Below are 18,943 nucleotides of genomic sequence, written 5' to 3'. Positions count from 1 at the left end.
AATAATTTTACAAAAACCCAACAAAAATGATATTAACACTTTTTGATCAACAATGGAAGTCCTTTTTTTGATTTTTGTCATTTAAAAACGTTTACATAGTGATATTTTCACAATTAATTTTGTTTTAAGTATTATTTTAATCATAAATACTATAAATAATTGACATATAAATAATTGCCATTGTAAATTCATTATAAAGTTAATGTCTTTATGTTGTTTCTACAACTTAACTTTTGTTCTTCACTAATGAAACATGTAGTTTAGTCTAAAGCTTGTATCCCTTATAGTGGGAAAATATATTAGATATATTTTGTAATCAAGATTACAACCATATTGAAAATACTCTAAAAGCACTTTATAGATGTAAGTTTGTTTTATATATTTTTTAGCAATTTGCTATTTCATTAATCTCCTAAATTGTTTATTTTTTAAATGGCTACACCGCAAATCTCTATGTATTTATCAAATGTTTTATATAAAAAAAGAGCAAGGCACCTTTTTACACCTTACTCTTTTGGGCTTATCTTATTTTGAGTTGTTAACTTAATGACATTGGATAGACCTCAGTCCCTTAATTTCTATTTACTTAAATATTTACTATAAAAATTATATATTCTTTTTTCATATTCTTCCTTGTTTAAATAATATGAAGTAGCATGTCCAGCTTCAGGCACCGTCCATAACTCTTTCTCACATTCAGCAGCATCAAATAATTTTTGAACCATATTAAAAGGAACAAAATCATCCTTATCTCCATGTATAAAGAAAATTGGAGTAGTTGATTTTTTAACTTGCTTTATTGCACTGTCTTCATTAAAGTTATATCCAATTCTAATTTTACTATAAACACTTGTAACATTTATTATTGGAAAAGATGGTAGGTTAAACATTTGTTTTAGTTGGTACTTAAACTCTTCTTTAACAGAAGTATAACCACAATCCTCTATAATAGCCTTTACATTCTTCGGTAAATCGCTGTTTCCACTTAGAGTCATGACAGTAGCCCCGCCCATTGAAACACCATGTAATACTATCTCAGTATCTTCACCTAACTGATTAATAAGAAGTCTCATCCAAGCAATATAATCAGGGGCATCCGCAATACCCATTCCAATATATTTACCTTCACTTTTTCCATGTCCTCTGTCATCAGGAGCAAAAACATTAAATCCTTGTGAATAATAATACTCTGCAAAGGCACTCATTTCCTTTGCTTTACTTGTATATCCATGAGCTAGTACAACTAATTTATTAGTTTCTACCTTTGATGGTACAAAATATCCAACTAATTTTAACCCATCATGAGATTCTATGGTAAGTTCCTTAGAGTTTTGGACATCAAACCAGTTTTGGCTTTCTACTTTAGTCCCACTAGTATTAAACACTGACTCTTCAGTGACTTCTGAATTAAGCTCATTTTCTATTTTATTTTCTCTATTACTATCAGAGTAATTTTTACTAAGTAGTGCAAATTTTAAAAAATAGTTTGCTGAAAATGCAAGCACAACCGCTACAACTATAAATAAAATGCATAAAATAACTATGAATTTTCTCAACTATTGAGCTCCTCTCATATTAGCAATTAATAAATATTATTATACTGTCTATTTATCAACATATCAACTTATAATAATTTTAATTCTATTTTAAAAACAACAAAATCTTAACGAATATTATCTAGAATATTGTAATTTTTTATGATAAACTGTAGGAATTAAGGAGCGTGTTTCTATGATTAAAAATAAAAAATTTCAAATGATCCTCTCTGTGATTTTACTATTAATATTTTTTATTATTCTATACTTTTTTAATGTAAAAGATCATTATACTTATAAGAATAATTCAAATCTTGAATACGTAAAAGCTAAGGTTTTATCTGTTACAGAAGAAACCTTAACAGAAGATACTACAATATCTAACTTATACATTGGTCAGCAAAAAATCTCTGTTGAGCTTCTTGAGGGTACTGGCAAGGGTGGAATTTTTGAAGTAACAAATAATTTAAGTAGGCTATATAATGTTAAAGTTAAACCTGGTATGAAGGTTATAGTATCTGTTGATAAAACAGGGACTCAAACATCACCAGTATCAATTTATAGCTATTATCGTGCACCAGTATCAATTGCACTAGTTTTTATATTTTTTGCTTTATTAACGTTAATTGGTGGCAGAAAAGGTGTTAAGGCAATTCTTGGGCTATGTTTCACTCTAATTTGTATTATCTTTCTGTTTCTACCTATGATAATAAAAGGTTATTCACCAATACTTTCTGCCATTTTAGTTGTAATTCTTACTACTTTTATGACTTTTGTCTTATCAAATGGATATACTATCAAGACTTTAAGTGCAATTCTTGGCACAATTTTTGGTGTTACTTTTGCTGGAATAATAGCTTATTTAGCTGGAAATTTAGCAAACCTTTCCACCTTGAATACTGATGAAATTGAAACACTTATACTCATATCATCAGATACTTCTATGAACGTTAAAGGTATTCTATTTGCGGGAATAATAATCGCATCCTTAGGAGCTGTTATGGATATCGGTATTTCTATATCCTCTGCTATTAATGAATTGCATACAATTAATCCAAAGTTGACACATAAAAGTCTATTTATGTCTGGTATGAATATTGGTAAAGATATTATCGGAACTATGTCTAATACGCTGATATTAGCTTTTACTGGTGGTTCTATTAATCTTCTAATCCTTCTATATTCATTTGGTATGCCTTCAAGTCAATTATTCAACTTAGATGTTTTGAGTATTGAAATTGTACAAGGATTAGCTGGCTGTATAGGGGTTATCCTAACAGTGCCAATAACAGCAATACTTACAACATTTCTAATGGATAAAGCCAAATAAAAAACTTATACTCTATATTATATTATTTTATTATAACTAAGTTGTATATTTTACTTTCAGCTATAAGCCTTTAGCTATATATTTTTTACAACAAACCTTATTTTTCCACTAAAAAACAAAAAAACTGAACATTAGAATAAAATATTAAATTATCATTTGTATAATTTAATATTTTTGTGGTATAATATAATTCAATTGAAGAATCATCGGTTGAAGATAGCGGGATTATTGTTAAGACCGTTATTGGACGAACCTCTGGAGAGACTCGTTGTGAGCACCGAAGGGGAAAGCTGGCATTGTGTCCAGTGAAACTCTCAGGTAAAAAGGACAGGGGATAACTATTGTGTTGTGTGTCTTATAATGTTCGTATTTGAGGCCTCAGCTTATATTGCTGCAACCAATTATATCCATGTTATCAGAGGCTAGGTTTCTTATCTAGCCTTTTTTGTTTAAAAATCTATATATAACAGCAACCCTTACTTCAATTAAGAATTAATTACACTAAATTAACTCTATAAGTTAGGTAGTCTTAAAACTATAATTTTATTAAGGAGAGATATTATGAAAGCATTTGTTACAGTAATCGGAGAAGATAAAGTAGGAATAATTCACGGAGTTACAGGTATTTTAAAGCAATTCAACGTTAATATTTTAGATATAAACCAAACACTACTACAAAACTATTTTACTATGATAATGTTCGTGGACTTAGCAAATATGACTATTGATTTTGCAAAATTAAAAGAAAATTTAGATCAGTTAAGTGACACTCTAGGAGTTAAGATAAAACTTCAACACGAAGATATATTTAATTCAATGCATACACTATAATAGCTAGGAGATGTAATTAATATGATAAAACCTCAAAATATAATGGAAACAATCACTATGATTGAAAAAGAAAAACTTGATATTAGAACTATAACTATGGGCATAAATTTATTAGATTGTGCTGATAGTGACGGAGCTAAAGCTAGAGAAAAAATATATAAAAAAATAACAACCTATGCAAAAGACCTAGTTAAGGTTGGAGAAGAATTAGAAACAAAATACGGTATTCCAATAATAAATAAACGTATATCTGTTACACCAATATCTTTAGTTGCAGGTGCAAGCAATGATACAAACTATGTGGAATTTGCCAAAACATTAGATGCTGCTGCTAAAGCGGTTGGAGTAAACTTTATAGGTGGTTTTTCTGCATTAGTTCAAAAAGGATATTCTAAGTCTGATAAAATACTTATCGATTCAATACCTGAAGCATTAGCTTCTACAGATTTTGTTTGCTCTTCAGTTAATGTTGGTTGTACAAAATCAGGTATAAATATGGATGCAGTACGTGATTTAGGAGAAATAATAAAGAAAACTGCTTATCTAACAAGAGATAATGTAAGTATCGGTTGTGCTAAATTTGTAGTGTTTGCTAATGCAGTAGAAGATAACCCATTTATGGCTGGTTCATATTATGGAGTTGGAGAAGCAGATTGTTCAATAAGTGTAGGAATAAGTGGTCCTGGTGTTGTAAAGTGTGCTCTTGAAAGTGTTAGAGAAGAATCTTTTGATGTAATGGCTGAAACTATTAAAAAGACAGCATTTAAAATAACTAGAGTAGGTCAACTTATTGCTAACGAAGCTTCAAAAAAACTTGGAGTTCCTTTTAATATAATAGATTTATCATTAGCACCAACTCCAGCAGTTGGAGATAGTGTTGCAAGAATTTTCGAAGAGATGGGGCTTGAAAGTTGCGGATGTCATGGAACTACAGCAGCCCTTGCGATGCTTAATGATGCCGTAAAAAAAGGTGGAATTATGGCTGCAGAGCACGTTGGTGGCTTAAGTGGCGCATTTGTACCTGTTAGTGAAGATGAGGGTATGATTGAAGCAGTAAGAAACGGCTCTTTATCTTTAGATAAGTTAGAAGCGATGACTTGTGTATGCTCTGTAGGACTTGATATGGTTGCTATACCTGGTGATACACCAGCTGCAACAATATCTGGTATCATTGCTGATGAAGCAGCAATTGGTGTAATAAACAATAAAACTACAGGTGTTAGAATAATCCCTGTTTACGGTAAAGGGGTAGGGGAAGAAGTAGAATTTGGTGGTCTTTTAGGTACAGCTCCTATAATGCCAGTAAATAAAAAGTCTAGTGAATTATTCATAAAACGTGGTGGAAGAATTCCAGCCCCAGTTCATAGCTTTAAAAACTAATTTATTTCATTATAAATGGACCATGCATTAATCACTTAACGCATGGTCCATTTTTGTACAAAATTAAACTCCAACATTGTTAAAAATCGTCATCTGAAATCATATTGTAATAGTAAGGAAGTCTTTGTATATATAAATATCCTTCATTTATATTTTCATGATAAGCATCAAGGAATTCTTCGATAATCAACTTATATGATGAATCAATCCTAAATAAGTTTAAAGCATCTCTTAATAATTCTTGTTTTTCCTCAATAGAAGTTGCAAGCAAAATCTTATAGTACTTTTTATAAAAATCCCCCAGTTCTTCAGAAGCTAAAAAATCAATCTCTGTTTCTTTGATAATTTCTTCTTCCTTTTCAATATTATTTTCCACTCTTAAGCAATATAAAAATAAGGTTACTAGTTCTGGGAAAAAGATATATTCCATATAACTAATGCTATCTTCATAGCTCTCATAAGCCTTCTCTAAATTTATTCGTGCCAGGTCTACTTGGTTTTTTAAAAAATAGATTTCACCTAAAGTTTTATACGCCCAAGTTCTTGCTGGTGATTTAGGGTTATTATCTAAATCAATTTGTATCAAGATTTCTAAGACCTTATCAATTTTTCCTTGATTATATTTATCAAATAAGTTATCAAAATGAGATTGAATTTTCATATGTATTTTCATCCTTTCAAAAATTATGTCATATATTATTATATATTGAAGCACTTATTAAGCCTACTAGAATAATATAAAAATTTATATTTATTATTTTTAATGACTTATATAAAGTTCAAAATTATTTCAACATATGAGCAAAGAACAATAAAGTAATTATCCTTTAGTAAATATAAAACTTTTATGTAATAATTCCCAAATTGAATAAATATGATATAATGTTATGAAAAGCAAATTAGAGATATTTTTATATTCATTACTGGAGGATTATTCACATGTTGGACAAGGAATTTTTTCACAAATATAAACACTTTCTTGCAATAATTGCTTATGCAATTGTAGGATTTTTATTTAGCTTATGCGAAAAATATATTTCACCACAATATGAGATGTATTCGAGTATAGATTCTTATATTCCCTTTGTAAAAGAAATGGTAATACCTTATATAACTTGGTACTTATATATAGCATTTGCTATTATATATTTAGGTATTAAATCAAAGGAAGATTTTTATAAGCTTATAACCTTTTTAGTAAGTGGAATGCTAATAGCTATGTTTATATATGTAGTATTTCCCAACTGCCAAAACTTAAGAGCAACAACTTTATTAGGTAGTGATCTATTTTCAAAACTAATTCATTATTTATATTATATAGATACTCCAACAAATGTTAATCCTAGCCTTCATGTAATAATATCTATAGGCATATATTGTTCTCTAGCTAATAGTGAACCACTTAAAAACAATCGTTTTTTCAATTCTATTTCTTTTATTTTAATGGTAGCAATATCTATATCTACTGTATTTATAAAACAACATTCAATAATAGATGTTTTTTTTGGAGCATTGATAGGAATAATAATTTATTTTATAATTTATAGAACCACAATAACGGAAACTATAATAAACTTTGTTAATCAAAAACATGAAAAGGAAAATAAGGTTAATTCATAGAGAAAAGGGGACTACTATCAGTTTCCTTTTTTCTTACCAAGAAGATCTTCTTTAACTTTTAGAGTGATCATATTTTTAGTTAATAATACAAATTATTTAGTTTGCTCTACAAGGAGGTGTTTAAAGGTGCATAGATACGCACTAAATGCACCTCCTTCTTTATTGCATATTTTAAATTCCTATTTTCATATCAGAAATAATATACTCTAGGAATATATTTTTAAACTTCAAATGTGCTAAAACTTTATTTCTTTAAAAACATACTTTATTTCTTATAGAAGTGTTTAGGGATCCTAAAAAAAATAGTGTTTGCTGAAAACTCAATAAATTTATAATATTTTACTTTTCGTGTCTTACATTCTGATATTAATACATCCTTATCCAAAGTATCAACTATATATCTAGATGACTTACTAATAATATTGAAGGTCCCTAGTAGATCTAACTCACCATAACCACTTTCTCTATTAGGATATGTTTGAACTTCATTTCTAGCTGCTCCATACATTAAGTAGCTTCTAACTTTTTTTGTATACATAGTTGTATCATTTCCATCTACGATACCCCATTCTAACAAAAGTGCACATGCGCCTACAACTATCGCTGTGGCTACAGAACTTCCAGAAACAGTAGTTTTGCCACCTCCAACATTAGTAGTTAAAACGTCAACACCAACAGTAATAATATCAGGATTTATTAACCCATTAGTGTTAAATCCTTTACCTGAAGTAGCTATAACACTATTATCTAATCCTGAGAAAGCTGGCGTTACAACATTAATAGCATCTGAAGGCATCGTCAAGGTATTATATGGATCTGGGTTTAAAAACACTGTATTCGGAGGCAAGGTTTCACTAGGAGGCAACCATATGTCAAATCTTCCATTTGTCACATAAACACCTATAAGCTGAAGTGTCCATATCCCAGGTTTGATATCTGTAAACTCAATACGAATAAGCTCATGTCCAGTATAATATTCCGGAGTATAGTATCTTACACTCATATTTGTATTAACGAAGATGAATTTAACTAAATATTCTTTGTCAGATTTTGATTGAATAACCTTTGATTCTTCGCCAGTTGGTGAAATAACATTTAGAGATGCTCTATTAGGTTTTTGTACCCAAATATACATTGTAAATGTCTTTATTTCAACTGGAATGCTTAACTCTACTGCTTTCATATCTCCAACACCTTTGAGAAATCCGGATACATGACCTTGTGATGCTCCTTCATTCCCAGTTCCTACTACAGCACACAATCCTCTTATACTGCCTAAAGAAGATACATACCTAGAGAAGAAATTTGTTCCATCATGGCTACCTTCTGTACTTCCAACTCCCAAATATATAACCATAGGCCTTTTAAGATTGGAGTACATCGTTCTTAAATATTCTAATGCTGCAATAACTTCTGAACCATTATATGTTGGAACTATATTTACTCCATTTTTTTCAAGCCTTCTCCGATAATTTGGAGATTCTCTTAATTTAACAACTACAAACTCACTATCATGAGCAATTCCTTGAAACTCACCAGTGTATCCCCGAGCTCCTATAATACCAGCCATTCTTGTTCCATGTCCGATTTCATCCTTTGAGGGTACAATACTATAAGGATCTTGTTTATTATTAGCTGCTACAATAGCAGCATTTATCTGTTCATTTGAATAAACTGAACCTATATATACATTACTAGCATTAGTATTGTCTCTTACAATACTTTGATCCCAAATGTTAATTATTCTTGATGTTCCATCTTCTCTTACAAATTCCTGATTTAAATAGTCAATTCCTGTGTCTACAATTCCAATCACTACTCCGTTACCACTTAAGTCGAGATAGGGGTTAATTTTGATGCTGTTTATATTGTCCACGGAAGTTGGAGAAATATCTTGTAAAACAAAAACTCTTCGTACCTCGATAAAATTGATAGCTGGTACATCCTTCAAGAGTCTATTCACATCTTTTAAATAAACATAAATTATTCCTATGCTTTCAGTAATTATCTCTCCACACGCATAATTAACTTTATCAATTTGACCTTTAAAATCTCCTCCGTACTCAACGAGGAAGTCTAAGGCTTCTGGATCATAATATAAATTACATTTCCGAAAAGTTGTCATCATAAACTCCCCATATCCTTTCCTTATATTATTTATATTTTATATTAAATAATTTGATGATAGAAAAATCATTTTGATTAATATTATGTATAAATTAAATAACTGTATAAATATTTTTACTTGATAAAAATCATTATTTATCCTCCAATGTTGAACAATTCCTACTTTAATGATAAAGTAGTTATAGTATTTTATTTGTAGAGGTGTCTAAAGCAATGTATGAATATATAAAAGGAATATATAAGGGCATAAAAAAAGATTATTTAATCATAGAAAACAATGGAATTGGTTATAAGATTTTTACCAGTGGAGGTACAATCGCAGCTCTTCCTTCTATAGATAAAGAAGTTTTCATTTATTTAAAACAAATTGTAAGAGAAGATTTTATTGGACTTTATGGTTTTGCTACGCAAGAAGAATTAGAATTATTTACTATGCTTTTAAACATTAATGGTGTTGGAACAAAAGCAGCGTTGTCACTTTTATCAATAGGAACAGTTAATAATTTAAAATATGCTATCGCTACTAGTGACGAAAATTTCATCACAAAGGCACCGGGAATTGGTAAAAAGACTGCTCAAAGAATAATCTTAGAACTAAAAGATAAATTGTCTAAAGAAGTTCCTTTAAGTCATACTAGTGAAAATATAATCACGAATGTATATGTAGATGAAGCCCTAGAGGCACTTATTGCTTTAGGTTATGGTGAAAAAGAAGCTGAAAAAGCTATAGCTAATGTTAACCATAATATGTCCATCGAGGAAATAATAAAGTCCTGTCTGCAGCTTCTTATGAAGTAAACTTTTTAACTATTTTTTAATATAGGGGTGATAATAATGGATGAGAGAATTGTTTCTGGTGAAAATTTTGAGAGTTTTGGAGACAACGAACTTAGTTTAAGACCTCAAAATTTGAAAGAATACATTGGTCAATATAAAGTTAAAGAAAAGCTCTCAATATTCATAGAAGCAGCCCAAAGACGTCACGAACCTTTAGATCATGTTCTTTTATACGGCCCTCCAGGTCTTGGAAAAACTACCCTTGCAACGATTATCGCTAATGAAATGGGTGGAACATTAAAAATAACCTCTGGGCCTGCTATAGAAAGAGCAGGGGATTTAGCAGCAATATTAACTGGACTAAAAGATAATGATGTTTTATTTATTGATGAAATCCACAGGATGAATAGAGCTGTTGAAGAAATTCTTTACCCTGCCATGGAGGACTATGCTTTAGATATCGTTATCGGAAAAGGTGCATCAGCGAAATCCATAAGAATAGACTTACCTAAATTCACTTTGATTGGTGCCACCACAAGAATTGGACTGCTAACAGCTCCTCTAAGGGATCGCTTTGGAGTAATGTGCCCAATGGAATATTATGATGAATCTGATTTAAAAGAAATTATATCAAGATCATCATCAATACTTGATTTGCCTATAGATGAAGAAGCAGCAATGGAACTCGCTAAACGCTCACGTGGAACTCCAAGAATAGCAAACAGACTTTTAAAAAGAGTTAGAGATTACTGTGATGTTAAATCAAATGGAATTGCAAATCTCTCATCTACTCGTGAAGCACTGAAGCTTCTTGATATAGATACTGAAGGTTTTGATACAATCGACAATAAAATTTTATCAGCAATTATAATTAATTTTAAAGGCGGACCGGTAGGAATTGAGACTTTATCATATTTTATAGGAGAAGAATTAGGTACATTAGAAGATGTTTATGAGCCATATCTTCTTCAAAAAGGATTTATCTTAAGAACTCCTAGAGGTAGAACCGCAACAGAGAAAGCCTATAGGCATTTAAACATACCTATTAATGAAAAAGAAAAAAATGAACAATTAAGATTTAATTAGTTAGGACGTGTAACTATGGACGTAAAAGATTACTACTATGATTTACCTGAAGAACTTATAGCTCAACATCCTAGTGAGGAAAGAGATTTATGCAGGTTGCTACTTTTAGATAAAATTTCAGGCGAAACTGAACATAAGATATTTAAAGATATCATTGATGAATTACATACAGGTGATTGTTTGGTATTGAATGATACAAGGGTACTTCCGGCTCGTTTAATAGGAGAAAAAGAAGATACTCATGGTAAGATGGAATTTTTACTTTTAAAAAGAATTGAAAAAGATACGTGGCAAGCCTTAGTAAAGCCAGGAAAAAGGGCTAAAATAGGATCACGTTTTTCTTTTGGTGATGGCATACTAAAAGCAGAAGTCGTTGATATCAGTGATGAAGGTAGTCGTATCATTAAATTTTTCTACGATGGAATATTTGAAGAGGTGTTGGATAGCCTTGGAGAAATGCCACTTCCACCATATATAACCGAAAAACTTGATGATAAGGAAAAATATCAAACAGTTTATTCAAAGAATAATGGTTCTGCAGCAGCGCCTACTGCTGGTCTTCATTTTACAAAAGAACTACTAAGCAAAATAGAAGCTAAAGGGATAAAAATAGCTTATTTAACCCTACATGTAGGTCTTGGAACATTTAGACCAGTTAAAGTTGATAAAATTGAAGAGCATTTTATGCATTCAGAGTATTTTAATGTATCTGAAGAAACATCTAATATAATAAATTCTACTAAAGCTAATGGTGGTAGAATTATCTGCGTTGGAACAACTTCAGTAAGAACTTTGGAGACTGTAGCTGAAAAAGATGGTAAGGTTATTGCTAAAGATGGATGGACAGATATATTTATATATCCTGGCTATCAGTATAAAGTAGTCGACGCACTTATTACTAACTTTCATTTACCAGAATCTACTCTGTTAATGCTTGTTAGTGCTTTAAGTTCAAGAGAAAACATAATTAATGCATATGAGTTAGCAGTAAAAGAACAATATAGATTTTTCTCATTTGGAGATGCAATGTTTATTAGATAATTCTATACGAGGTGACAAAATGGCAGAGTATAAGCTATTAAAGAAAGAAAAAAATGCACGAAGAGGAGAGTTCAAAACAGTTCACGGTACAATACAAACCCCTGTATTTATGAATGTAGGAACACTGGCGGCAATCAAGGGTGCCGTATCAAGTATGGATCTTAAAGAAATTGGTTGTCAAGTAGAACTTTCCAATACATATCACTTACATCTAAGACCTGGTGACAATATTGTTCGTGATATGGGTGGACTCCATAAATTTATGAATTGGGATAGACCAATTTTAACAGACTCTGGTGGATTTCAAGTATTTTCTCTTGCTGGCATGAGAAAAATAAAAGAAGAAGGAGTTCATTTCAGTTCTCATATTGATGGAAAGAAAATATTTATGGGACCAGAAGAAAGTATGCAAATTCAAAATAATTTAGCTTCTACAATAGCTATGGCATTTGATGAATGCATTCCAAACCCTTCCACAAGAGAATATGTAATTGATTCAGTTGCCAGAACTACAAGATGGCTTGAAAGATGCAAAACAGAAATGGATAGGTTAAATAGTTTACCTGAAACTATCAATAAGGACCAACTTTTATTTGGTATTAATCAAGGTGGTACTTATGAAGATATTCGAATAGAACATGCGAAAACTATTACTAAAATGAATTTAGATGGTTATGCTATTGGAGGTCTTGCTGTTGGTGAATCACATGAAGAAATGTATAAGGTTATTGATGCTGTAGTACCTCATTTACCAGAGGATAAACCAATCTATTTAATGGGCGTCGGTCTTCCTAGCAATATCTTAGAAGCCGTTGAAAGAGGTGTGGACTTCTTTGACTGTGTTCTCCCTGCTAGAAATGGAAGACATGGACATGTGTTTACAAAGGAAGGGAAAATCAATCTTCTAAATGCAAAATATGAAAAAGACTCAAAACCAATTGATGAAGGTTGTCAGTGTCCTGCATGTAAGAACTATACTAGAGCATACATTAGACATTTATTCAAAGCAAAAGAAATGCTTGCATTAAGACTTTGCGTACTACATAATCTTTATTTTTATAATAAACTTATGGAAGATATAAGAAATGCAATTGACAATGATAATTTCCATAACTTTAAAGCAGAAAAACTTGAACAATGGAACGGAAGAGGTTAATATATAACATGTTATATATTAATTTAAATATATAAGTTCTAATAATCATCATTATTAAGATACTTTAATAACAAACTAAACAGTATCAATTTAATTATTAGAACATATATACATTATTTTTTACAGAAGGAGGAATAACAAATGGCTAGTTACATACCAACGATTGCTTATTTTGCATTTATGATTGCAATATTTTACTTTTTACTTATCAGACCTGAAAAGAAAAGAAAAAAACAATTTCAAGACCTTATGGGCAATCTAAAAGTTAACGATGAAATCGTCACTAAAGGTGGAATAGTAGGAAAAGTTATCACTATTGAAAATGATAACTTAATAATACAATCTGGTCCTGAAAAAACAAGAATAAGAATCTTGAAAAGCGCTATATTAGAAATAAGTTCTAAAGAAGCTTCAGAGAAACCAGAATTAGTAAAGAAATAATATATTAATTATAAAATTATTTCAGTAATAAAACATCTCTTTATTTCATAGATAATACAGATTATGTAAATCAAGGAGGTGTTTTTATGAATTATAGAATTCTTTTATCAAGCTGTGGTAAAGGAGTTGTTAGAAGCTTTTTTTTAACTTTATTACTTATTTTATTCTTAGCAATAATAAGTACATTTACCGAATTAGGAGCTCCTATCCGTTCTGCAGCTATCCTAATTACGACATTGCTTTCAATAGTTTACGGTGCTATATATTCAGCTAAAAAAACTGGTGAAAAAGGATGGCTTCATGGATTAATAGTTGCTGCACTATATATGATAATACTCTATATAGTTGCAACTATCGGCGGAAGAAATCTTGCACTTAATATTAATGATGCACTAAGAGTTCTTTTGGCTTTAGTAGTTGGATTTTTATCAGGTATGTTAGGTATGAACATATAGCTCTTTATTTAGCTTAAAAGCTATGTTATAATTACATGGGAACATTTAAGATTGGAGGAAGTAATTATGAAACACATTAAGACAATTAATAAAACTAACATTAAAAACAGCTTAAAAAAACCAGGTTGTAAAGAGTGTGCTAACTCATGCCAATCTGCTTGCAAAACTTCATGTACTGTTGCAAATCTAGCTTGCGAAAACTAAAAGGATAAAGCAGTAACATTTGTTACTGCTTTAATTTGTTAATTAAAAGTATTTCAATTTTATCAAAGCATATAAGCTTGATATGCTATTTTGATTTTGAACCAAAGATATGATTTATATAAGTTCTAATAAAAAGTCTACAAAAATTAAAACTTAATATTAAAATGACTTATAATTTCATTTAAAGTAGTTTTTGCATTAGACTCTATATTAGTTTTTAGAAAGTAGGAGAAAAAATGTCTTTAATTCATAAATTTAAACAAGGTGATAATTATTTTATTCTAGATGTTAACAGTGGAGCTGTCCATGTCATTGATGAACTAGTTTATGATATGTTAGATGATGAATCATTCAAATCTAAAGAAGAATTACTATCAGAATTAAGTTCAAAATATGATGTAGAATCTCTTAGTGAGGCATATGAAGAAATTAAAGAATTGATTGAAGAAGAGCAATTGTATTCTAAAGATTATTATGAAGATATTGCACATGCATCTATGGATGATGAAGATTATGTAAAAGCACTTTGTCTTAATATAATACATGACTGTAACTTGAGATGTAAGTATTGTTTTGCAGATGAAGGGGAATATCATGGACATAAAGGTAAAATGTCAATAGATACAGCAAAGAAAGCTTTAGAATATGTAATAAAAAGAAGCGGTCCTAGAAAGAATATAGAAGTAGATCTATTTGGTGGAGAGCCTTTAATGGCAATGGATGTTATCAAAGAAGTAGTTCAATATGGTAAGGAACTTGGCGAAAACCATAAAAAAAATATTAGATTTACAATGACAACAAATTCAACTTTGCTTACACCTGAGGTAGTAGATTTCTTAGATAAAGAAATGGGCAACATTATTCTCTCGATAGATGGTAGAAAAGAAATAAATGACCAAGTCCGCGTAAGAGCTGATGGAACAGGGTCTTATGAAAAAATATTGCCTCAAATAAAAAATATGATTTCTAAAAGAACAATAGGTAAACAATACTATGTTAGAGGAACTTTTACAAAGAAAAATCCAGATTTCTTTAACGATATTATGGCCTTAGTAAATGAAGGTTTTAAAGAAATATCTATTGAACCTGTAGTTTTAGAGGATGGACATTCTCTTGCCATATCAAAAGAAGATTTACCCAAAATAATGGAGAGCTATGACAAACTTTTTGATGAAATGACAAAAAGGCAAAAAAATAAAGATTCAGAGTTTACATTCTATCATTTTAATATAAACTTACAAGGCGGCCCTTGTGTTTATAAAAGAATATCTGGTTGTGGCGCTGGTCATGAATATGTGGCAATAACTCCTCAGGGAGAAGTATACCCATGCCATCAGTTTATCGGAAAAGAGCAGTTTAAATTAGGAAATATCTATGATGATAGTTATGATAAAAATTTAGCAAAAACCTTTAAAAAAGCACACATATATAATAAACCTGCATGCAGAAATTGTTGGGCAAGGTTTTATTGTAGTGGCGGATGTCAAGCTAATAACTTTAATTTTAACGGAGATATGCACATTCCATACGAAATTGGTTGTGAAATGCAAAAGAAAAGGATCGAATGTGCTATAGCTTTGAAAGCACAAAGCGAAATTTGAATTGTTAAAAAGTAGAAATAATTAAAAACATGGTGGGAATTGACATTTATTATCTAAAATTATATAATAGTTAAGGAATGAAAACCTTTTAATAACCTGCGGAGGAGGAATACCGTGAGTAACTTTAATAAAAGCAAACAAAAAAACAGAAAAAAAAGTACAGGAAAGTTTTTCACACTAACAATTGCAACAATCATTGTAGCACTAGTAGGTGCCTTTGGTTTAACATTCGGAGGAGGGGCCTATGAATACCAAATTAAATCATTTGGTGATAGAATAGGTAAAGGTCTAGATCTTGTAGGTGGAGTATCAATCCTTATGCAGACAGACTCTGATGTAGATGAAGATACCTTAAACAGAACTATAAGTTTATTAGATCTTAGAATTAACAAAATGGGAGTAAGTGAAACTACAATCGCTAAAGAAGGCGATAATAGAATTAGAATTGAAATCCCAGGAAAAAGCAATACAAATGAAGTAATTAACACTGTAGCAAAAACAGGAAATCTGTCATTCAAAGATCCTGAAGGAAATGTTATTTTAACAGGAAGCGACATAAAAGATGCTTACCCTCAGTATAATCAAAATTCAAATCAACCAGAAATAGGTCTTGAATTAAATGATGAGGGAAGACAAAAATTTGCAGATGCTACGGCTAAATTAATAGGCAAGACCATTGCAGTATATATGGACGAAGAAAAGTTAATAGAACCAACAGTTAATGTTGCGATTACTGACGGTAGAGCGACAATAACCGGTAGTGAATCATATGAAGAAGCAACAACTAGAGCAAACATAATAAAATCTGGAGCACTTCCAGTAGCACTTTCTGTTATATCATCTAAAACTGTTGATTCAACACTTGGTGCTAGTGCATTACCTAATAGTATCCAATCTGGTCTAATAGGTGTTGCCCTAGTTATGTTACTTATGATTTTCTTATACAGAAAATCTGGAGTAGCTTCAAGTATAGCATTATTGCTTTATATTGTACTATTATTACTTGCATTCTTATTAGGAAGAGTTACTTTATCGCTTCCAGGTATAGCTGCATTACTACTTACTATTGGTATGGCTCTGGATGCTAATGTCCTTATGTTTGAAAGAATAAAAGATAAGATTAGAGAAGGTATGTCTGTAAAAAATGCCATAGAAATAGGGTATAAGAGTTCTTTAAGTTCTATCCTAGATTCTCAAATTACCACTATAATCGCGGCAGTGATTCTATATTTCTTAGGATCAGGAGCTGTAAAAGGTTTTGCTTATACTTTAATTTTAGGTATTGTAATTAGCTTATTCACTGCTCTTACTGTTACATTAAGATTACTTAGATGGTTAAACGATATGGGATGGATCACTAAACCATCACATGTAGGTGTAAAGGGGGAGCAATAAATGTTTAGCGTAATTAAAAAAACAAAATTATGGTTTTCTATTTCTGTCTTGATTATAATAGCAGGTATTGTATCTCTTACTACTCAAGGACTTAATATGGGAATAGACTTCAAAGGTGGTACTATAGTCGAACTTTCAGTTGGGAAAACTATTGATGAAGCTGAAGAAGCAAAAATTATTGATATTGTTAGAACTTATGATGCTGATGTAATTTATAATACAGCTGTGGATAGTAAGGTTAATGATAGTACTCAAATTGATTTAAAATCAAACAGTGGCAATCTTTCTGAAGAAAACTTAGCAAAGATTATAGAAGAAGTTAAAAAAGACTTTCCAGAAGCAAAAATAGCAAACTCAGATGTTATTGGTGCAACAATAGGAAATGAATTAAAACAAAAAGCTTCAATAGCGGTAGTAATAGCCGTAGCAGCTATGCTTATTTACATAGCTTTTAGATTCGAAATTCTTTTTGGTATATCTTCTATCGTTGCTTTACTTCATGACATATTAATAGTTATAACCTTTTATTCTATATTCCAAATACAAGTGGATTCACCATTCATTGCAGCAATGCTAACAGTATTAGGTTACTCTATGAACGATACTATAGTTGTATTTGATAGAATAAGAGAAAATCTTAAAAATGCTAAAAAATCAGACACTTACGCAGATATTGCTGATACGTCAATTAAACAAACTATACATCGTTCAATCTTAACAGTTACTACTACTTTAATTACTATATCTGCAATAACAATTGGGGTTCCTGAAGTAAGAAACTTTGGATTACCTCTTATAGTTGGTATAGCAGCAGGATGTTATTCTTCAATATTTATAGCAAGTCCAACTTGGGTTTTATTAAAGAAAAAATTCAGTAAATAGCAATGTAAAAGACCAGAAATTCTGGTCTTTTTTCTTATAAATTTATATATTTTGCATAAAGAAAAAGTTTTTTCACTTTAAAGCATACAAATTTATCAAAAATGTTTGTAAAATTCCCGAAAATCCTCTATAATGTATCTTGCTTATCATGTTCGGAGGAAGCTATAATGGAACACTTGTATAAAGAACGTCAGAAGGAATTTATAAGAAACTATAATAAATATAATCCGTTTTTAATGAAAAATGTAGATAAAGCTTTAGAAAGAGTAGTAGCTGCTATAAATAACCAAGAGAAGATTGTTATCTATGGTTATTATGATGTTGATGGTATTACTAGTGTTTCTATGCTTTTACTTATGCTTAGGTACTTAAAGGCTGATGTAGAGTATTTTATTCCAGAAACAGCTAATGCAAACCGAGAAATTCAGTATGAAGTTGTAAAGAATCATATAAAATTTTTAGGTGCAGATTTAATATTAACTATAGGCTGTGGGATAAATTCTTACAATCAAGTAGAGCTATGTAAAGAACTAGGGATTGATGTTGTAATAATTGACAATAGATCTATTGAAAATATAGTTCCTAAGACTATTACAATAAATACAAAGCAAAAGGACTGTTCATATCCATTTAAGGATTTGTCTGGTGCTGGAATGGCATATAAATTTATTGAAGCTGTTGGTATATTTTATCAAATTAAATCAATAACTAAATATCTAGATTTATGTATGCTAGGAACGATTTCTAGTGATGTACCTTTATTAGATGAAAATAAAACTTTAGTAGAGCTAGGAATTTCACATTTATGTGATACTAAGAACCATGGTATCAATGCTCTTATTGAAGAAAATAATGTTTACAGCATAAATGAAGCTGCTGCTTATAAGTTAGCATTTACAGTAATACCTAGAATTAATGCTATAGGAAGAATGGATAATGCTCGAATTGTTGTTGAACTATTTACTACTGATGACAAGTATAGAGCAAAACAAATAGCGAAATATCTTATAAAAGAAGTTAACTTGAATAAAAATATTATTAAATAGTTTTCATACTTGATAATATTTTTTGATATATATATA

Annotated in this window: 18 protein-coding genes and 1 riboswitch; of the genes, 15 read left to right on the top strand and 3 right to left on the bottom strand. The window is 30.3% G+C overall.

Annotated elements, in window-relative coordinates; translation table 11 throughout:
* Nucleotides 1-578: 578 nt before the first annotated feature.
* Nucleotides 579-1,556 carry an alpha/beta hydrolase gene (locus CLOCEL_RS10495; RefSeq protein WP_010076948.1) on the bottom strand — a complete coding sequence of 326 codons (978 nt, stop codon included), beginning with the start codon at nucleotides 1,554-1,556 and terminating at the stop codon, nucleotides 579-581.
* 175 nt (nucleotides 1,557-1,731) lie between these two features.
* Here CLOCEL_RS10495 and CLOCEL_RS10490 point away from each other — a divergent pair, with 175 nt between their 5' ends.
* The 3 genes from CLOCEL_RS10490 to CLOCEL_RS10480 all read left to right on the top strand — a co-directional run bounded on the left by CLOCEL_RS10490 (nucleotide 1,732) and on the right by CLOCEL_RS10480 (nucleotide 5,076).
* Complete coding sequence (locus CLOCEL_RS10490; protein WP_010076949.1) at nucleotides 1,732-2,865, top strand: YibE/F family protein; 1,134 nt, start codon at nucleotides 1,732-1,734, stop codon at nucleotides 2,863-2,865.
* Nucleotides 2,866-3,110: 245 nt separating this feature from the next.
* Nucleotides 3,111-3,206, top strand: a riboswitch (glycine riboswitch).
* Between the two features lie 220 nt (nucleotides 3,207-3,426).
* Nucleotides 3,427-3,696, top strand: coding sequence for an ACT domain-containing protein (locus CLOCEL_RS10485; protein ID WP_010076950.1), 270 nt, complete (start codon nucleotides 3,427-3,429; stop codon nucleotides 3,694-3,696).
* A 21-nt stretch (nucleotides 3,697-3,717) separates the two neighbouring features.
* Nucleotides 3,718-5,076 carry a PFL family protein gene (locus CLOCEL_RS10480; RefSeq protein ID WP_010076951.1) on the top strand — a complete coding sequence of 453 codons (1,359 nt, stop codon included), beginning with the start codon at nucleotides 3,718-3,720 and terminating at the stop codon, nucleotides 5,074-5,076.
* Between the two features lie 79 nt (nucleotides 5,077-5,155).
* Here the strand turns inward: CLOCEL_RS10480 and CLOCEL_RS10475 are convergent, their stop codons facing one another.
* Entirely contained in the window at nucleotides 5,156-5,737 is a 582-nt protein-coding gene (locus CLOCEL_RS10475) for a tetratricopeptide repeat protein (RefSeq protein ID WP_010076952.1), read from the bottom strand.
* Nucleotides 5,738-6,015: 278 nt separating this feature from the next.
* Between CLOCEL_RS10475 and CLOCEL_RS10470 the strand changes: the two genes are divergently transcribed.
* Nucleotides 6,016-6,696 carry a phosphatase PAP2 family protein gene (locus tag CLOCEL_RS10470; RefSeq protein ID WP_010076953.1) on the top strand — a complete coding sequence of 227 codons (681 nt, stop codon included), beginning with the start codon at nucleotides 6,016-6,018 and terminating at the stop codon, nucleotides 6,694-6,696.
* A 265-nt stretch (nucleotides 6,697-6,961) separates the two neighbouring features.
* Here the strand turns inward: CLOCEL_RS10470 and CLOCEL_RS10465 are convergent, their stop codons facing one another.
* Complete coding sequence (locus tag CLOCEL_RS10465) at nucleotides 6,962-8,821, bottom strand: S8 family peptidase (protein ID WP_010076954.1); 1,860 nt, start codon at nucleotides 8,819-8,821, stop codon at nucleotides 6,962-6,964.
* A 215-nt stretch (nucleotides 8,822-9,036) separates the two neighbouring features.
* On the opposite strand from CLOCEL_RS10465, the gene ruvA reads away from it, so the two are divergent.
* From ruvA to CLOCEL_RS10410, 11 genes are all read left to right on the top strand, one after another.
* Entirely contained in the window at nucleotides 9,037-9,621 is a 585-nt protein-coding gene (gene ruvA, locus CLOCEL_RS10460) for a Holliday junction branch migration protein RuvA (RefSeq protein WP_010076955.1), read from the top strand.
* A gap of 36 nt (nucleotides 9,622-9,657) precedes the next feature.
* A complete protein-coding gene (ruvB, locus tag CLOCEL_RS10455) occupies nucleotides 9,658-10,686 on the top strand; it encodes a Holliday junction branch migration DNA helicase RuvB (protein ID WP_010076956.1) in 1,029 nt (342 codons plus the stop codon).
* A 15-nt stretch (nucleotides 10,687-10,701) separates the two neighbouring features.
* Entirely contained in the window at nucleotides 10,702-11,727 is a 1,026-nt protein-coding gene (gene queA, locus CLOCEL_RS10450) for a tRNA preQ1(34) S-adenosylmethionine ribosyltransferase-isomerase QueA (protein WP_010076957.1), read from the top strand.
* Nucleotides 11,728-11,746: 19 nt separating this feature from the next.
* Nucleotides 11,747-12,883: a tRNA guanosine(34) transglycosylase Tgt gene (tgt, locus tag CLOCEL_RS10445; protein ID WP_010076958.1), complete on the top strand. Its 1,137-nt coding sequence runs from the start codon at nucleotides 11,747-11,749 to the stop codon at nucleotides 12,881-12,883.
* A 141-nt stretch (nucleotides 12,884-13,024) separates the two neighbouring features.
* Nucleotides 13,025-13,324, top strand: coding sequence for a preprotein translocase subunit YajC (yajC, locus tag CLOCEL_RS10440; RefSeq protein WP_010076959.1), 300 nt, complete (start codon nucleotides 13,025-13,027; stop codon nucleotides 13,322-13,324).
* Between the two features lie 86 nt (nucleotides 13,325-13,410).
* Nucleotides 13,411-13,779, top strand: coding sequence for a TIGR04086 family membrane protein (locus CLOCEL_RS10435; RefSeq protein ID WP_010076960.1), 369 nt, complete (start codon nucleotides 13,411-13,413; stop codon nucleotides 13,777-13,779).
* A 66-nt stretch (nucleotides 13,780-13,845) separates the two neighbouring features.
* Entirely contained in the window at nucleotides 13,846-13,983 is a 138-nt protein-coding gene (gene scfA / locus CLOCEL_RS10430) for a six-cysteine ranthipeptide SCIFF (protein ID WP_010076961.1), read from the top strand.
* 236 nt (nucleotides 13,984-14,219) lie between these two features.
* Nucleotides 14,220-15,584, top strand: a complete 1,365-nt coding sequence (gene scfB, locus CLOCEL_RS10425) for a thioether cross-link-forming SCIFF peptide maturase (RefSeq protein ID WP_010076962.1) — start codon at nucleotides 14,220-14,222, stop codon at nucleotides 15,582-15,584.
* A gap of 114 nt (nucleotides 15,585-15,698) precedes the next feature.
* A complete protein-coding gene (secD, locus tag CLOCEL_RS10420; RefSeq protein ID WP_010076963.1) occupies nucleotides 15,699-16,979 on the top strand; it encodes a protein translocase subunit SecD in 1,281 nt (426 codons plus the stop codon).
* Nucleotides 16,980-17,861: a protein translocase subunit SecF gene (gene secF, locus CLOCEL_RS10415; protein ID WP_010076964.1), complete on the top strand. Its 882-nt coding sequence runs from the start codon at nucleotides 16,980-16,982 to the stop codon at nucleotides 17,859-17,861.
* Between the two features lie 167 nt (nucleotides 17,862-18,028).
* Complete coding sequence (locus CLOCEL_RS10410) at nucleotides 18,029-18,907, top strand: DHH family phosphoesterase (RefSeq protein ID WP_010076965.1); 879 nt, start codon at nucleotides 18,029-18,031, stop codon at nucleotides 18,905-18,907.
* The last annotated feature ends 36 nt before the right edge of the window (nucleotides 18,908-18,943 follow it).

Origin of the sequence: Clostridium cellulovorans 743B (assembly GCF_000145275.1) — a bacterium.
In the GTDB taxonomy this organism is placed as follows: Bacteria; Bacillota; Clostridia; order Clostridiales; family Clostridiaceae; genus Clostridium_K; species Clostridium_K cellulovorans.
This window is presented reverse-complemented; position numbering and strand designations above follow the sequence as displayed.

What these genes read in the sequence shown, in the direction of transcription:
- secF (WP_010076964.1), top strand. Translation starts at nt 16,980, where the DNA reads ATGTTTAGCGTAATTAAAAAAACAAAATTATGGTTTTCTATTTCTGTC.
- scfA (WP_010076961.1), top strand. Translation starts at nt 13,846, where the DNA reads ATGAAACACATTAAGACAATTAATAAAACTAACATTAAAAACAGCTTA.
- yajC (WP_010076959.1), top strand. Translation starts at nt 13,025, where the DNA reads ATGGCTAGTTACATACCAACGATTGCTTATTTTGCATTTATGATTGCA.
- CLOCEL_RS10475 (WP_010076952.1), bottom strand. Translation starts at nt 5,737, where the DNA reads ATGAAAATTCAATCTCATTTTGATAACTTATTTGATAAATATAATCAA.
- ruvB (WP_010076956.1), top strand. Translation starts at nt 9,658, where the DNA reads ATGGATGAGAGAATTGTTTCTGGTGAAAATTTTGAGAGTTTTGGAGAC.
- scfB (WP_010076962.1), top strand. Translation starts at nt 14,220, where the DNA reads ATGTCTTTAATTCATAAATTTAAACAAGGTGATAATTATTTTATTCTA.
- CLOCEL_RS10465 (WP_010076954.1), bottom strand. Translation starts at nt 8,821, where the DNA reads ATGACAACTTTTCGGAAATGTAATTTATATTATGATCCAGAAGCCTTA.
- queA (WP_010076957.1), top strand. Translation starts at nt 10,702, where the DNA reads ATGGACGTAAAAGATTACTACTATGATTTACCTGAAGAACTTATAGCT.
- ruvA (WP_010076955.1), top strand. Translation starts at nt 9,037, where the DNA reads ATGTATGAATATATAAAAGGAATATATAAGGGCATAAAAAAAGATTAT.
- CLOCEL_RS10490 (WP_010076949.1), top strand. Translation starts at nt 1,732, where the DNA reads ATGATTAAAAATAAAAAATTTCAAATGATCCTCTCTGTGATTTTACTA.
- CLOCEL_RS10410 (WP_010076965.1), top strand. Translation starts at nt 18,029, where the DNA reads ATGGAACACTTGTATAAAGAACGTCAGAAGGAATTTATAAGAAACTAT.
- CLOCEL_RS10435 (WP_010076960.1), top strand. Translation starts at nt 13,411, where the DNA reads ATGAATTATAGAATTCTTTTATCAAGCTGTGGTAAAGGAGTTGTTAGA.
- CLOCEL_RS10470 (WP_010076953.1), top strand. Translation starts at nt 6,016, where the DNA reads ATGTTGGACAAGGAATTTTTTCACAAATATAAACACTTTCTTGCAATA.
- CLOCEL_RS10480 (WP_010076951.1), top strand. Translation starts at nt 3,718, where the DNA reads ATGATAAAACCTCAAAATATAATGGAAACAATCACTATGATTGAAAAA.
- tgt (WP_010076958.1), top strand. Translation starts at nt 11,747, where the DNA reads ATGGCAGAGTATAAGCTATTAAAGAAAGAAAAAAATGCACGAAGAGGA.
- CLOCEL_RS10485 (WP_010076950.1), top strand. Translation starts at nt 3,427, where the DNA reads ATGAAAGCATTTGTTACAGTAATCGGAGAAGATAAAGTAGGAATAATT.